Genomic DNA, 15,045 nt, shown 5'->3' with positions numbered 1-15,045 from the left:
AATTACGGATCAGCCAATCAATCACACTTGGCGTTGCTCGACACTTCCTTGGTTGCGAGTTTCAACTGCTTGGCCAGTTCCGCCGCGTTGGTGCTGTTGTAAACCCGGCCACCGGTGTTTTCAGCAATGCAGCGTGACGGGCCACCGGCACCGATTTTCACCACGTTGACCCGCAGGCGTGGTTGTTCCCTGGCGATTTGGCGGGACACCGCGCAAGCGTCTTTCTGGCAACCGTCCTCACCGTCGACGAACATCACGATCACGGCATCGTTATTACGCCCGTCAACGGTGCTTGCCGCGTAAGCCAGGCTGTCGGCCAGCGGTGTGCCGTCGTTGGGAACCAGCCCTCGAATCCCGTTGATCAGCCGTGGCCGGTCGCCAAACTTGAACACGCCCTGGTCCGGTGTGCGTTCGCAGCCGGCGAAGGTAATGAGGCGCGTGTCGATTTTCGGGTCCAGTCCGTTGATCATGCCGGCCAGCGAGTCCTTGGCGACGTCCATGCGGCTGGGTTTGGCGAAGATCTGCATGGTGCGGTTCGGGTCCAGATACTTGTTCATCTCATTGCCGAAGAACCAGTCCTCGTCGGCTTTTACCGACCTGATGTTCAAATCCATTGAACCCGAGGTGTCGAGCACCACCACGAATTGCGGGATCTCCGCGTTTGGCGCTTTTTTGCGGCACGCGAAGTTGTCCAGCGTCGGTGCTGGGGGCGGCGGTGGCGGCGGTGGCGGGGCGGCCACCACAGGTTTTGGCGGCGGGACCGGTTTGGGGGCGGGCACCGGCACCGGTTCTGGCTCGGGAACCGGTACGGGTTTCGGTTCCACTACAGGCTCCGGCTCTACTACCGGCTCGGGAACAGGCTCAACCGGTTTCTCGATCGGTGTCACCACCGGGGCGACCGGTTCGACCGGGACAACCTTTTCCCGGTGCATAAACCACCAGTAAGCCCAGAGCGCCAGGAGCAACAACAGCAGTGCCAGCAATGCCGCGGCGATCCACCATCCACGGCGCGAAGGCGCCACGGCGGCCACCGGAGCCAGCGGAACCACCGGCGGCACGACCGGTTTTGGCGGACGCTGGTTCCAGCGCACCACCAACGGCTCACCGTTGAGGCTGTAGAGTTTGTCCAGCTCGGGCGCGCCGAGCAGGCTGCGCAGGTCATCCGCTTCCGTGGGCTGACCGCGTTTTTGCAGTTCGTCCGCCAACTGTCCAAGGGACGTCTGACGCACTTCATAGGTTTCCAGTAATCGCCGTTGAGCGTCCTCGTTGAGGTCGGCATAGGGCGTAGGTTGGCCACCCAGTTCGGTCCACCATTCCAGCACCTCGCCGCTGCCCATTCGCGGGATGGCGAAGAGGCTGGAGACGGTCGGCGGAAAGTGTTTCTGGATGAGGGCGACTTTGGCTTGCAGCGCACTCATCCCCTCTGGTGTGGCTTGCGCATCCCTGATGACCCGCTGCATGACGTCGATTCCTGAAAAGGCTGCAGGCCTCCGGCGGGAGGCCTGCGGGTGAAAAGTTACTCTTCGTAACCGAGGCTGAATTGCAGTTGATTGACCTTTTTCTGCAGCGCCTTCAGTTGTTCCTGCTTGGCGGCCAGGGCCGCCTTTGAAGGCTTGGCCACCGGTGCAGTCTGCGAGTCCTTGAGCTGCTGTTCGAGCCCGGCGATCTGCTTTTGCACCTGGCTTTCGTTGCCATGGCGCGCCTTCAGTGAGGTCAGCAACTTGCCAAGCGACTGGTTCAGTTCAGCCTGGGATTTCTGCTGGCTGGCCAAATCGGTTTTGGTGCTGAGCTGCTGGGCCTGAATGTTCTCGTACACCTGACGGAACATCGCGTTTTGCTGGCGGGACTCGGCCAGGGCCTGTTCCTTTTGTTTGACCTGATCGCTGTAACCACCAGAGTAGTCGCAGTTCATCTTGGTCAGCATGCTGCTGTCGCGATTGGTCGCATCGCATTCGCCCGGCTGGGTCGCGCAACCGCTCAAGGCGAGGACGGCGGTGAGGACCGCCAGTTGTCGTAGCGTCATGTGCTTAACCCAGAGTGATTGCGGAACGCTGGCTGTAGAGACCGTCGACTTCCTTCTGCAAGGCAGCGACTTTCTCGTTCATTTTCAGAATGCTCACATCCACCTGCTTCATCTCGGCGCTGGAGCCTTGGGCGCGTTCGGCATCGGCCACTTTGCTGTACTCGGTGACTTTTTTGCGCATGTTGCTGAGGTCTTTGCGCAAGATTGCGATGTTGTTGTCGATCTCGGCGATTTGCGTCTGGGCTTTGGTCTTGTCGACCTTTTTGCTGGCGATGTCCTGTTTGATCTTGGCGATACGCGCCTGGTCATCCTTGATTACTTGCTGAGCAGTCTCGGTACGGGCAATCACATTGCGCGTGTCTTGCTCGACTTCGCTGTTCATCTTCGCCAGACGGGTGGAGGTGTCGGCGTATTCGCTGCGACGTTGATCCAGATAATAGTTCGCGCCCATGGCCACGCCACACGCGGTAATACCGGCGGCGATGGCGCAGACGGCCTTGTTGCTGCTGTTGGACAGCGCGCAACCGAGGATGCCGACACCGGCGCCGACGGCGCAGGCCTGGTAACCGGACTTGCTGAAGAACTCCGCGTCATTGCCCTGGGTCAGGCGCGGGTCTGCGCCTTCGCTGCCGCCGAGCATCGAACTGCCGGTGTTGGCGCAACCAGTCAGCAACAGGCTGCCGGCAACGACGAATGCGATCTGTAGTTTGAAGCGAGTCCAAAGGCTGCGCGACATGGTGAAACTCCTCGATGACGGTGTTGACGTGTTGTTATTGAGTGACGGTCTTGCAGCTGGTCAGCCAGGCCTCAGTGTCGATCTTCTGTTTTTGCAGGAAGGTCTTCTGATTCGCCCAGTGCGTGCGCAAGTAGGGTTTGAGGTCCTGAAGCTGTTTGTTTCGGGTGATGATTTCTTCCATCACCGGAACCTGTGCCTCGAGCAGCGGCTGACCGTACAACGTCGCCGACTCCACCAGGCTGCTGGCGTAGTAACGGCTGAGTTTGTGCAGGCGATCCTTCTGCTCGTCGAGCTTGCCCTTGCGCATGTCGCAACTGGCGTCTTTTTCGGCGGCTTCGCAATTGAGCTTGTAGTTTTTCTGCAGGAAATCCACGTACTGGCCGTCGTCGAGCATCTTGGTGCACAGGAACGCACCGAGATTGAGGCTGGCGCGAATCGCCTGGTCGCGGGTTTCTTCCTGCTGCTGGTTGCTGGCGCGCAGCTGGTTTTCCAGGGCCTGGAGCTTTTCCTTGAGCGCTTTGTCTTCAACGCCCGAGGCCAGCGTATTCAGCGACTGAACCGTGCCTTTGTCGGCGGATTCGGTTTCCTTGCTGCCGGTGCCGAGTTTCTTCCAGCTGTTTTCGATGCTGGCCACGCGTTCGCGAGAGGTCAGGGTCGGCGAGACCAATACCAGGCGCAGGCCGGTGGTTTTGTTTTTTACCTGGCCTTCGGCGTTGTAGTACGGCTCTTCCTTGCGCAACGCGGTGCGCAGGTCGGCCTGGGCGGTCAGGTAATTGCCGCCGCGCACCACGTAACCACCGGCCTGGCCATGCTGGCGGTCGAGTTTGTTCAGGCGAAACGGCTCGAACATCATTTCGTCGACGTTGCCGAGCATGTCGTGAAGGCCCAGCGGATTGGGCTTTTGCAGGCCGGACAACTGCAGTTTGCCGTTGGACGATTGCGCCCCGGCGAACCACTCGTAAGCGTTGATGCCGTCGGGCATCGGGTAGCGTGTATCGCGGAATTCCGCCGCACCGACTTCCAGGCCACCGCGCGCGGCGAACTCCCACTCGACTTCCGTCGGCAAACGCAGGAAGCCCAGGGCGCCGTCTTCTTTCGGCAGCTTGCCGGCGGCGTTCTTGCGCAGCCACAGGTTGTACTTGTCAGCCGCTTCGACGGCTTGCACCCAGCTCACGGCCACTTGCGGCAGGCGCATCTTGGTCGCGGCGGTGGGGCAGGTTTCGTCGGTCAGGGCGGCGTACTGCAACTGACTCATCTCGTACTTGGCCATCAGGTAGTAGCGGGATTTGTCGTTCTTGGCGCCGGTGAAACTGCCAGCGATAAACGTCGGTCGAGTCTGTTCGACATAGCCGTATTCCGCGCCGTCCTGACCGATGTTGATCGGGTAGTCGTCGAGCGGTCCGGTGACGGGAATGAACACCTTGCGAAACACCATCGAGCCTTCGCACGGCATCGGCAAAACGACGTCGCTGGCTTCGGGCATCGGGTTGTAATACTTCTCTTCCCAGCCCGCCGCCGAAGCGTCGAGCAAGTAGCCCAGGCTCAGGGGCAACAGCAAGCCAAAACGTTTATAGCTCACGCAGACTCTCCGCAGGTTGGATGCTGATGGCGCGCACGGCGCCGATCACGGCCACCAGTGTAGCGACCAGAAAGGTCAGAAGCAGGGCGGCGAGGCCATGCCAGAGTGTGATGTGGCAGACAAAGGTGCCGGTGGCCTGGCTGCTGCCGAGCAAGTAGTCGAACAGATGACTGCCGACAGCGTAAAACCCCAATCCGCCGAGGTAGCCGGCCAGGCTCAGCAACAGCGCTTGCACGACCACGAAACCGGCGACCGCCGTGCGTTTGAACCCCAGCAGGCGCAGGACCGCGAGGCTTTTGCGCTTGCGGTCGATGTTGGCCAGGAACGCGCCGACCATCGACGCCACACAGCCAATCAATGCCGCCAGGGCAATAACACCGAAGATCAGCCCCAGCACATGGTTGATGGCTTTGACGTTGTCGATGTCGGCCAGTCGGCTCGACGTTTCGATGTGTTGTTCGTTGAGCCAGCGCTCCAGCGGCGCCACTTGGTCGATGTCGTGTGCATACACGCGAGCGCGGGCATACAGCGGTTGCAGATCACCCAGAGGCTTGCCGGTGGTGATGCCGAACGCACTGACCTGATAGCCATCGCGAAAGCGCTCCAGGTCCAGCAGCAACGGCGGGGCGACAAACCCGGCGGCGCGGCCGAAACGGGCGCCATCGAGAATCGCCAGCACGCTCAGCGACATTTCGCCGCGCTCATTCACGCCTTCCAGACGACGCAGCACGCGCAGTTGCACGCGATCGCCGACCTTGGCCTGCAAGCGTTGCGCGGCGCGGGCACTGAGGATCACTTGATCTCCGGTGGGGTTGAGTTCCGGCAGGTTCAGTTGCGGGTCGCCGGGTTCGGTGGCGATGATTTCCGCGCCTTCGACGAAGCGTTGCATGCCGATCAGCAAGTCCGCCTGGGTGTTCAGCGAACGGGTCTGGCCGAGGGCAAACCCGGTCTCGGGACGCTGGCGCAGACGCTCGATCCAGGCACTGTCGTAGTTGCCGTTGCTGAGCATCTTCACTTCGAGGTTACGCGGGTCGCGCAGCAGTTCGTCCTGCAACTGGCTGACCACCCCGTGCTTGAGGCCGAACAGCAGCAACAACGGCGCGATCACCGCCACCAATGACGCGGCGATGCACAGCGACACCTTGCGGTCGTGCCACAGGTCTTGCAGGGCCAGGGTGCCCAGCAGGCGCAGTCGGTCAGTCCATCGGTTCAAACAGAGTCTCTCCCTGACGGCTGATAGCGCCGAGTCGCGGCAAGCCGAAATCCTTTAACAAGGCCCAGTCATGGGATACCACGAGCGCACTCAGGCCCATGCTCGACACCAGGCTCAGCAGCAATTCAAACAGGCGCCGGGCGCTGTGCGGGTCGAGCGCGGCGGTCGGTTCGTCAGCCAACAGCAGCAGCGGTTCATGGGCAATGGCGCGAACGCAGGCCACGCGCTGGCGTTCGCCGATCGACAGCGCCTGCGGTTTTTTATCCAGCAGTCCTTGCAGGCGCAATACCTCAACCGCGTGGTCGATGTGCGCGCTGTGTGCCGACATGCCGAGCAAACGGCGCGGCAGGCTGATGTTGTCGCGCACGCTCAGAAACGGCAGCAGGCCGCCACTTTGCAAAATGAACCCCAGATGCCGCGAACGCACCGCCGCCAAAGCCGGTTGATCATCCGTGGCCAGCAATCGGGCGATGTCCTGATCCTGCGTTGCGCCCAGGCGAAAGCGCTCAAGCTCGACCGGTGCCAGCAGCAGGCCGATGGCCTCAAGCAATGTGCTTTTGCCGCTGCCGCTCTCGCCGGTGATGGCGAGGATTTCCCCGCCGCCGATCTGCAAGTGCGGCAGGCGCACGTGATGGGCCAGCGCGCCTTCACCACGGCGCACCAGCAGGTTCCTGATATCGAGCATGGGCGTCTCGTTAAGGCATCATTTCCAGAGGCACCGGGTACACGTTGTCCCGCGCATCGCTGTCCTTGGCTAACGCCACCCAACGGTCGACGTCAGCGTTGTAACGCTGGTAGTGCCGCAGTTTGGTGTTGAGCGTACGGATGAATTTCTCCTGCGCCAGACCGTCCCAGCTCTTCCAGGTCTCTTCATCCAGGTTCAGCACTTCGCTCTGGTACGGCAGGTCTTCGATGTACTCGCCGAGCACGCCCATGTCCGCCAGTTTGGCGTTGTTGTTCTGCTTGAGCTGGTTCGGATCGGCGCCCATGGTCGCGGCCACCGAGCGCAGGCGGTCGAACATTTCCGTCGGCGAAATCAGGCCTTCGTTGGCGGCGTCGAGAATCTTCTTCATCACGTCGCTCAAATCGCTGAGCTGGGACTTGGTCAGCAACACCCGCACGTCGGTGGTGGGGATGTTCTGCTTGATCAGGTCACGGTCGGTGATCCACGCCTTGAACACCGGCGGGGACTTGCTGTTGTTCTTCTCGCCCAGATAGGCCAGTTGCATGGCGTGGCCGATCAGTGCGGCGTCCTCGAGCATTTTCTTCTCGGCCGGGTCCTGCTTGGCGTTCGCCGCACTACCGATGGCGTCTTCGCCCATGTAGGCGGCTTTCACCTGTGTAGTGATCGCGGTGGCCAGTGCGTCGACCTTGCGCCCGAACTCCTGCACATCACCCGCATTCACCGGGTAGTACAGCGAGGTGTTGGTGCCCGGGTAAGTCGACAGGTTCTGGTACTGCGCCTCGGCCTTGGCGTGATCCTTGACCCCGGCCGGGGTTTTCAAGTGCAAGGTGTAAATCGCTACGCCCGGGTTGGCAGCCTCAATACGCACCTGTGCAGCGCTCAAACCGGTTTTCGACAGTTTGTCGTCACCTTCGATGGCGCCCGCGTCGGTGATCAACACCACGTAGCGCGCACCGAATTGGCTCCAGTCGACCTTGTCGATGCTCTCCATGACGCCGGCAAAGGCATCCTCATCGAAGCTGCTGCTCGACACTTTGGCCTGTTTGAGGTCGGCGATCTTGGCGAAAAAGTCGGCGCTGTCTTTCACCTTGGTAGGGTCGGCGTACATCTTGGTGGTGTATTCCAGGCCCGGCACCGCCTGGGTATTGGAACGGAAAGCCACCATGCCGAACTTGACCTGCTTGCCGAGGTTCTGCGATTCGATCTGCTGATAAACCTTGCGGATCGCTTCGCGGGTACGGTCGATGTATGGGTCCATCGAAATCGTCGAATCGATGACAAACACCACCGCCGCGCTGAATTCCTTCAGTTGGCTGGCGGCCTTGTCTTCGGCCTCTTTGCCACCGGGCGCATTTTTGCCAGCCGCGCCCTTGGTGTCTTTTTCGTCGGGCTTGCTGACCGATGCGACATTGAGCAGGCGCGTGCGAAAGCCCGCTTCGGTCATGACTTCTTCGCCGCTGAGCACGGGCAGCAGGTAGAACTGCTTTTGCAGGTCGACGAAGTATTCAGGTTCTTCGGCCAGCACGCCGGGTGCTTGCTTGCCCTTTTTCAGCGTGGCGCGCAGCGGGGCGACTTTGCTCACCGGGTCCGGCGCATCAAGAATGCCTTCGACCGTGGCGCGTTCCTTGAAGAACAGCAGCCGGTCGCGGTTGGCCGGGTTGGTGAAGGCCAGGGTCAGCTGCATTTTCCAGTCGGTGGTGCAGCTTGCAGGCAGCCAGCCAATGGTTTTGCCATAACTGTCGGGGCCGACTTTCAGCCACTCGGCGTTTGCCGCCTGGGCGCGTTCGTACACGTAGAAACGGCTGAACACCGGTTGCTCCTCGCCTGCCGCACCGCCCGCCGTCGGGCTGATCTTGCAGCCCGGGGTGGTCAGCACGCGTTGGAACAAGGTCTTTTTACCGGCCTGGATCAGCGGTTTTTCATCAGCCTGGGACAACGGGCTGATGCACAGCGCCAACAGAGCGGCGCTGCTCAGCAGGAAACGACTCACGGGTGAACGCATCACTTCTGCAACTCCTCGAAACGCTGCTTGGCTTCGGCGTTGTTCGGGTCCTGGGTGAGGATCGTTTCGTACCAGTAGGCCGCGGTGGCGTTATCCGCTACCGGGAAGCACTCGCTGGCCTTCAGGTATTTCGGGTCGTATTCGCGGGCATAGGCGTTGGCGATCAGCGCGTCACCGGCCTGGGCACGGTTGGCGTACAGGCGCTGGGCGACACCGCAGTGTTTGCCGGCCTTGGCTTCGTTGATGATTTCCAGCAGCTTGGCGCTGTCAGGTGCCGCCTTGATGCAGGTCTGGACGAAGGTCAGCTCGGGCAGGCTGTTCATGCTTTCCAGCGTGCAGGCTTGTGCGTCGGCACCGGCCGGTGCGGCGGCCGCGACCGTCGGGGCAGGCGCCGGCGTGCGTTTGTAGAACCAGAACCCGGCCGCTGCCGCCAGCAGCAATACAAGCACAAGCGCGAGGCCGAGCAGGCCTTTGTTGCTCTTCTTCACCGGTGGCGGAGCAGGCGTGTATTCGCGTTCGTTGGGCACCGACTCCAGTTCGATTTCTGGCTCGGCGGTGGGCAAGATCAATTCCGGCAGTTCCGGGATTTCCGGAATCTCAGGTGCCGGTGCAGCTGGCGCGGTCAAATCTGCGCCGCCATACGTCGAGCGCGTCTGACCACCCGCCGTGGACGGCAACAGCCCGACGCCTGGCCGGACCACGCCTTTGTCGGCATGCCCCAGGCTCTGCTCGCGCAGTTCGATCTGGAATTGCGAGTTGGCGCTGCCTTCCAGCAGCGGGTTGACCACTTCCGGGCCAACCTGGGCTTCAAGAGCATCGCCACTGGCGGCGACAGTGAAGCGCGAAACCTTGAACCAGAACGGGTTGTTGCTCCAGGCCTGTTGGTCCTGGAGGTAGAAACCATCCTGGTTACGCTGAATGGAGAATTCCAGCTGTTCTTCGCCACCCTGCCATTTCTTCACAGTAAGGCAGGCCCGGCCAGGCACATTGGGCTCTAAGGCGAGCAGGTCGACACGAATTGGCATTGCTTATCTCGCTGCGAAGGCTGTGAGCACTTGGCCCAGCCGTTCGTTCTGTTCAGGGGTGATTTCGCGACCGGCACCATGGCCGGCGTTGTCCTGCGTGATACAGGCCAGGCCCGAAAGCCAGTCGCCGAGATACCGTTGCGCCTGGTTCGCCGGTTGCGGCGGCAACTCCGGCACTTGTCCCGGACCGATGTCGGTATAGAACGAGAACAAGGGCGCTTTGGCACCAGTCCGGCTAGGTGGGCGCTCGCTCACGGGTTTCTGGAGGTAGCCGAACCAGGACACGAAATCGCGCAACACGCGTTGTACTTCCAGTACCTGGCGCTCGACCAGTTGATCGCGACGCGCACCGCTCTGGGCACGCTTGAGGACGGCGCGGCTCAGTTGCCCCGGCAAATCCTGGCGATAGCCGGCAGTGATCAGCTCGTCGACCACCGCTTCGAGCAAGGCCTTTTCAAGCCCCAGCAGGTTGAGCAGGCTTTGCCGGGTGGTCAGTTCGCGCAAGTGCGCGACCCAGGCCTTGAAGGCCGCTTTGGCAAAACGGTGTTCGTTGCTTTGCAGTTCCGGGACCGGCGTGTGGGGCTTGCTGCTGGCCGGTGTGCTGTCGGGGCTGGCGTCATCGCCGAAATCGAAATCGAAACCGGCGTCGTTACCGTACAGGCTCTGGCTCGGTGTCAGGGCGACCGGTTCATCGCTGACCGCTGGCTCGTCATCGGTTTCGTACACGCCGCTGAGGTACAGGTCGCGCACCTCTTCGCTCGGCATGTCGAGTTGATCGATGAGTTCGCCCAGCACCGCCGGACGACGGCCCAGGGTCGACAGAATCATCTGCGCCTGGGCTTTCTTGGCAGCGGCGGCGCCGTCACCGTCGGCGTGATACCAGGTGCTCAGACCATGCGTGGTCAGGCCTTCAAGGCATTCGTCCAGCTGCTCGCGGATGCGCTGCAGTTTGAATTCGATATTGGCCACGCCCTTGAAACTGCCGCTGAAGTGACTGATGCCACCGTCATCGTTGCGCAGCATTTCTTTCCAGGTATTGGCGGGATTGCTGACGTGTTTGCACACCAGCGCGTTGCTCGCAAAGCTTTCGCCCAGCGCATCGACGCGTTCCTGGTAACTGGCGTTGATCCCGGTTTCGGCGCCGCTGGCGTCCTGGACGATGAATGCCGCGTCCATGCGCGGTTTACGCACCAGGAAGGTGTTCTGGAATGGCATGCCGGCCCAGTCGTTCATCCAGCTCAGGCTGCCGAAGCGCTCCAGCATGGTCAGCTTGACCATGCCGTTCCAGCTCTCGTCGTACTGATCGGGCGTCAGGCTCAGGGAGTTGGTGATGCGCAGGTCGAGCATGGTCAATGCCCAGATCAGACCGGTGTCGCGTTTGCTGCGAGCGGCCGCGTCGGCGCCCTGGGTCTTTTCGATCCAGCGCGTCAGCACCGGGCCAACGTCGTTGACGTCGCTTTGTTTGGTCGAGCCGGTGCACACCACCAGCGCGTTCATTTCCTGGTTGTCGGTGTAGCGCTCAAACAGGTACGCGACCTTGCCGCGCAGAATCAGCTGCGAGACGGAGTTGTCCTTGGTGGCGGATTCCGGGTCGTTGGAGTTGGCGATTTCGTGCAGCTTCTTGCGTCCGCGATAGCCGGGGAAGTCGAGCAGATCGACCTGGTTGACGATGTCATCGGCCGGGGCTTCGATCAGGCAGAACGTCATTTCCGCCGTAAGTGCCGCCAGTTGCGCGACGGGAATGCCCTGGCTGTTTTGCAGGCGACCGTCGATGCGTGGCCGCACGTCGATCGGCAAGTCCCGCGGGCTGCCGAAGCGCTCGAGGATGTCGACGTTCATGATGCTGTCGCGCTGGCTGTAAGTGTCGTTTTCGAAACTCACCAAGGCCTTCAACGGCGCGAATACCGTCTCGGGCAGGCCCAGCTTGTGCAGCGCGCCGGCCAGTTGCTGATACACGCGTGTCAGCTCGCTTTGCTCACCCCAAAGAATGGCGAACAGCTCGGCACGTTCCTGGAAATTCAGGCGTGGCGCGAGCTGCAAGGCTTTCGGCCAATACAGGTGCTCGAGTTTTTTCACCGAGTTACGGAAATTGTCCCGCAGGTAATCCCACAACGACACCAGATCGTCGGCGCTGACACCCGGCTGCATCGGCCCGGTCTCGCGGCCTTCGAACGGCTTGAGGACTCGCTGGATGCGTTCTTCGTCAATCTCGTAGGAAATCCGTTCAAGGTCGAAATCCTTGAACCAGGAGTTGGCGAGAATCTTCGCCAGCTCGATTTCCTTGAACAGCGTCAGCTCCACCGGGAAATCCGGGTCCTGGCTCGGTGTGGCCCGCCGGCTGAAGCGCGTCACCAGGCCGGTGGCTTCCTTGCCGCCACCCACCGGGTTGATGTGCTTGATGAAGTCCAGGCGCTGGCCGCCGAAATCGGTTTCCAGTTTGCCGTTCTGCCCGGCCGCGAGGGCCGAGATCAGGTAGGACTTGCCCGCCTGGGACAGACCGAAAAAGCCGATGGTCATCGGCGTGCAGGCCACGCGACCGAGGCTGTGGGCCAGGTTGCGGGCGCGATGCAGGCGGATGTTCAGGTTGTCGGCTTCGCTGTCCAAACGTGGCGCGTTGACACGGGTCTGGCCAATCCATTCCAGCGCCTGACCGGCACCTTCATAAACAGCGGCCCAGCGGGTAGAGAGCTGATGTTGATCGGGGGTCAGGTCATTCATTTGCGTTTCACACTTCCACTGTCGAGCCAGTACTTGGTCTCGCTCAGGCCGGCGTCGAGCATGGTGTTGAGTTCCAGCTCGAGGTCGCTGCGCGGGTTGAAGTTGACGTTGCTGCAGTTGGATTCGATGTTGCGTACCGAGAGGCGGTCGCTGACCAGATCCTGCTTGCGTGTGTACTTGTCCGCCGGTTTGACCTCGAAGCGCACCTTGAGCAGCGGCGCGCTGCCGTTTTCACCGATCGCACGGGAGAACTTCTCCCGACCGGCCTTGGTGAAGCGCAAGGTGTACAGCGGCGAAGCGGCCCAGCGGTCGGCGGCCAGCTGACGGAAACCGAGGCGCAGATCGCCGCGCATTTCCAGCTGAGGCGTGTCGGCGGCGTCGCCCGTGCCGATTTCCGGCAGCTTGATTTTGTAGTCTTCGGACTGAATGTCGCGGTACAGCACGTCGGCATCCTTGATCACGTTGTTCAGGTCGATAACGCCGATGTTTTTGACCGTCGAATACGGTTTGAGTGCCGAAGCGCGGAAGTAGAAGTTCGGCACACTGTGGTTGGCGCACAACAGGCACAGCATCGCGCCGACCGAAGCGGTGCTTTTCGGATCGTCGATGAGGCCGTTCTTGTGGAACGGGTACCAGCCGCCGGTGCGGTAGTTCTGCAACGCCAGGATGCGCCCCGGTGGCAGCGGCAACACCTTGCGGATGAACGCCTGAATGCCGGGCAGGCGCGAAGGGCGGCCGGTCAGCAGCAGGACGTCGCACGGGTAATGCGCGACCACTTCACACAGCGCACCGAGGATCTTGGTGATGTTGATCTGATCGTTGAGGAATGCGGCATGGAGCTTTTGCAGGTCGAAGCTGATCAACGATTCGTAGAGGTCAAAGGCGCTTTGGCTGCCGACATCACGACGCACGGCGGCATTGACGTAATCGAGCACGGTCTGGCTGATTGCGTTGTCGCCCAGCAATTGGCGGTACGTCTGGGTGCTCACTTCCTGCTGGTCTTGCGGGTCGTAATGCTCGTAGGCCTTGAGCAGCGCCAGGCCCAGCGGGGCGAATACCTGCAGGTTCAGTTGCTGGCGCAGGATCATGTCCTGGGCGCTGACCGATTCGTCGCCACACAGCCGCGACATCAGCGAAACGGGCGATTTTACGCCTGAGATCTGCAAGGCTTTTTCGAAGCTCGGCAGGACGAAGTCCTGAATCACGTCCAGCAGAATGTCGTCGCCGGCCACTTTGAAGCCATCGCGAAAACGCTGTTCGGGCACGATGTGCACGTTGCTGCCGCTGCCGGTGTTGCCGGCGCGGTCGAGGCGATAGTCGGTGATCACCAGGTCGGTGGTGCCACCGCCGATGTCGATGGTCGCCAGGGTGATGCGTTCACGGTCGGTTTTGTCCGGCCGGGCGAGGGTGTCGAAAAACTCTTCCGGGTGACCGGCGAAGTTCTCGTTGACCTCGGTGTACAGGTACACCAACTGGCCGCAGGAGGCTTCGTCCCATTCGACGCGGATGCTCGGGATCGGCGTGCGCGGGCTGACGGCCTGGTCCTGATGCGGGTCTTCCTCGCCGGCATGCCAGCCGAGGCTTTTCCACACCAGGCCGATGGCCTGCTGCATGCGTTCGTTGAGGATGCTGCGCTCGGCCTGCGGCATGCCCGGCGGCACGGTCAGGGTGATGCTGTTGAGCTGGCGCGGCACACGGGTGTGACCCTGGCGCGAGCGCTGGGCCGGGCTGTTGATTTGCGACAGCGCCTGGGCCAGGACCTCGGCGAGCATGAACGTCATCAGCGAGCTGCGCGAATAACGCGGCATGAACACCGGCAGACGATCGTCTTCTTCGAGGCTGTAAAGCGCTTCGCCGGTTTCATTGATCAGGTGCGAGAACGGCGCGGCAGTGGCGTACGGCTCGCTGTCGGTCTTGATGTACGAGCAGTTGAAGCGCCAGCCGTGGCCGTAGGCGTTTTCGTCCCACAGGTAGCGTTTCGGGCTGGACAGCCCGGTCGAGCCTTCGGTGCCGCGACGACGGCTGGCCAGACGGCTGGCCTCGTTGCCGACACGGGCAATCGTCGCCCACTGGAACGCATCATGCCGACCGCTTTTGACCGAACAGTGGTCCTTGCCGAAATACGCCTGGGCGAATTCCACACGGCTTTCGAACGGCAGGTTGTAAGTGTGTTCGGGGGTGATCAGGTCGCGCAGTTCCAGCACGTAATTCTGCTTCAGCCCCGAGCCGGCCTGACCGTGGTTTTCGATCAGGATGCCGCAGGTGCGCGAGTTGCCGACGTCCAGCACCAGGTCCACCGGAATCGGTTTGACCAGGCCATTGCTGTCGTTGGCAACCACCTTCAATTCAGGGATTTCAACTTTCGGCCGGGCAGTCGACTGCTCCGCCGCCGATGGCTTGCTCAGAAGACTCAGCAAGTTGAGGTAGTGCGCCAAGTGATAGTTGGCGCGGATGTCGGTGTCCAGCTCTGCGCGCGAGCGGTGGGCATTGCCCTCGTTGAACACTTCGAGCAGCCATTCGTTGACCCACGGCTGGGCCAGGAACCAGCGGGTTTCGCTGGCCTTGGTCGCCAATTTGAAGGACACGCCGGAGCTGATGTCTTCTTCGTTCGGCGCCAGGTAAGCAGTGCCGTCACGCTTGGGCATCACGCGGCTGTCGAACGCCATCGTCAGGCGGTGGGTGTTGCCGTCGATGTCGGGCGTCGCCAGTTTGACCAGGCGCATGCGCGACCAGTTGGTCGGGCCTTCGTCGAAGCGGTGCGGCGGCATGAAGCGGAAAAACGGGGTCGGCAGCCAGACACCGTCGAGCAGCTCGAGGCTGCTTTTCATGTCAACGCTGAACGCAGGTTTGGCTTTTTCGACCTTTTCCGGCTCCGGCTCGTAGAAAAAGAAGTCTTTCTCTTCGTTGTATGACAGGCGGCAGATCAACCCGCTGATCATCGGCGCGAACTCGCCCGCCGGTTCTTTGCGAGGGTCCAGGCGCAGGGCGAAATCCATGAACTGGATGCCGGTGTCGCTGACCAGCGTGACGGTGTCTTCGAATTGGGTGACTTCAGGCAACATGT

At 61.6% G+C, this 15,045-nt stretch carries 10 protein-coding genes; all 10 read right to left on the bottom strand.

Features of this window, described 5'->3' with window-relative positions; all coding sequences use genetic code 11:
* Positions 1-17: 17 nt before the first annotated feature.
* The 10 genes from PMI32_RS12105 to PMI32_RS12150 are packed head-to-tail and all read right to left on the bottom strand — an operon-like array spanning position 18 to position 15,043.
* On the bottom strand, positions 18-1,460 hold the full coding sequence (locus PMI32_RS12105) for a vWA domain-containing protein (protein WP_008030535.1): 1,443 nt from the start codon (positions 1,458-1,460) through the stop codon (positions 18-20).
* Positions 1,461-1,516: 56 nt separating this feature from the next.
* Entirely contained in the window at positions 1,517-2,023 is a 507-nt protein-coding gene (locus PMI32_RS12110) for a hypothetical protein (protein WP_008030533.1), read from the bottom strand.
* A gap of 4 nt (positions 2,024-2,027) precedes the next feature.
* Entirely contained in the window at positions 2,028-2,759 is a 732-nt protein-coding gene (locus tag PMI32_RS12115) for a hypothetical protein (RefSeq protein WP_008030532.1), read from the bottom strand.
* Between the two features lie 34 nt (positions 2,760-2,793).
* Positions 2,794-4,338: an SUMF1/EgtB/PvdO family nonheme iron enzyme gene (locus tag PMI32_RS12120; RefSeq protein ID WP_008030530.1), complete on the bottom strand. Its 1,545-nt coding sequence runs from the start codon at positions 4,336-4,338 to the stop codon at positions 2,794-2,796.
* On the bottom strand, positions 4,328-5,551 hold the full coding sequence (locus PMI32_RS12125; RefSeq protein ID WP_008030528.1) for an ABC transporter permease: 1,224 nt from the start codon (positions 5,549-5,551) through the stop codon (positions 4,328-4,330). The genes PMI32_RS12120 and PMI32_RS12125 overlap by 11 nt, the downstream gene beginning before the upstream one ends.
* Positions 5,535-6,236: an ABC transporter ATP-binding protein gene (locus PMI32_RS12130; RefSeq protein WP_008030527.1), complete on the bottom strand. Its 702-nt coding sequence runs from the start codon at positions 6,234-6,236 to the stop codon at positions 5,535-5,537. The genes PMI32_RS12125 and PMI32_RS12130 overlap by 17 nt, the downstream gene beginning before the upstream one ends.
* Before the next feature lie 10 nt (positions 6,237-6,246).
* The gene (locus tag PMI32_RS12135) at positions 6,247-8,238 is read right to left on the bottom strand and encodes a vWA domain-containing protein (RefSeq protein WP_008030525.1); all 1,992 of its coding nucleotides are present in this window, start codon (positions 8,236-8,238) and stop codon (positions 6,247-6,249) included.
* On the bottom strand, positions 8,238-9,263 hold the full coding sequence (locus PMI32_RS12140) for a hypothetical protein (protein ID WP_008030523.1): 1,026 nt from the start codon (positions 9,261-9,263) through the stop codon (positions 8,238-8,240). Before PMI32_RS12140 ends, PMI32_RS12135 begins: the two co-directional genes overlap by 1 nt.
* 3 nt (positions 9,264-9,266) lie before the next feature.
* Positions 9,267-11,981: a putative virulence factor gene (locus PMI32_RS12145; RefSeq protein WP_008030521.1), complete on the bottom strand. Its 2,715-nt coding sequence runs from the start codon at positions 11,979-11,981 to the stop codon at positions 9,267-9,269.
* Entirely contained in the window at positions 11,978-15,043 is a 3,066-nt protein-coding gene (locus tag PMI32_RS12150; protein ID WP_008030519.1) for a virulence factor SrfB, read from the bottom strand. The genes PMI32_RS12145 and PMI32_RS12150 overlap by 4 nt, the downstream gene beginning before the upstream one ends.
* Between the last annotated feature and the right edge of the window lie 2 nt (positions 15,044-15,045).

This window comes from Pseudomonas sp. GM60, from assembly GCF_000282415.1.
GTDB lineage: Bacteria > Pseudomonadota > Gammaproteobacteria > Pseudomonadales > Pseudomonadaceae > Aquipseudomonas > Aquipseudomonas migulae.
This window is presented reverse-complemented; position numbering and strand designations above follow the sequence as displayed.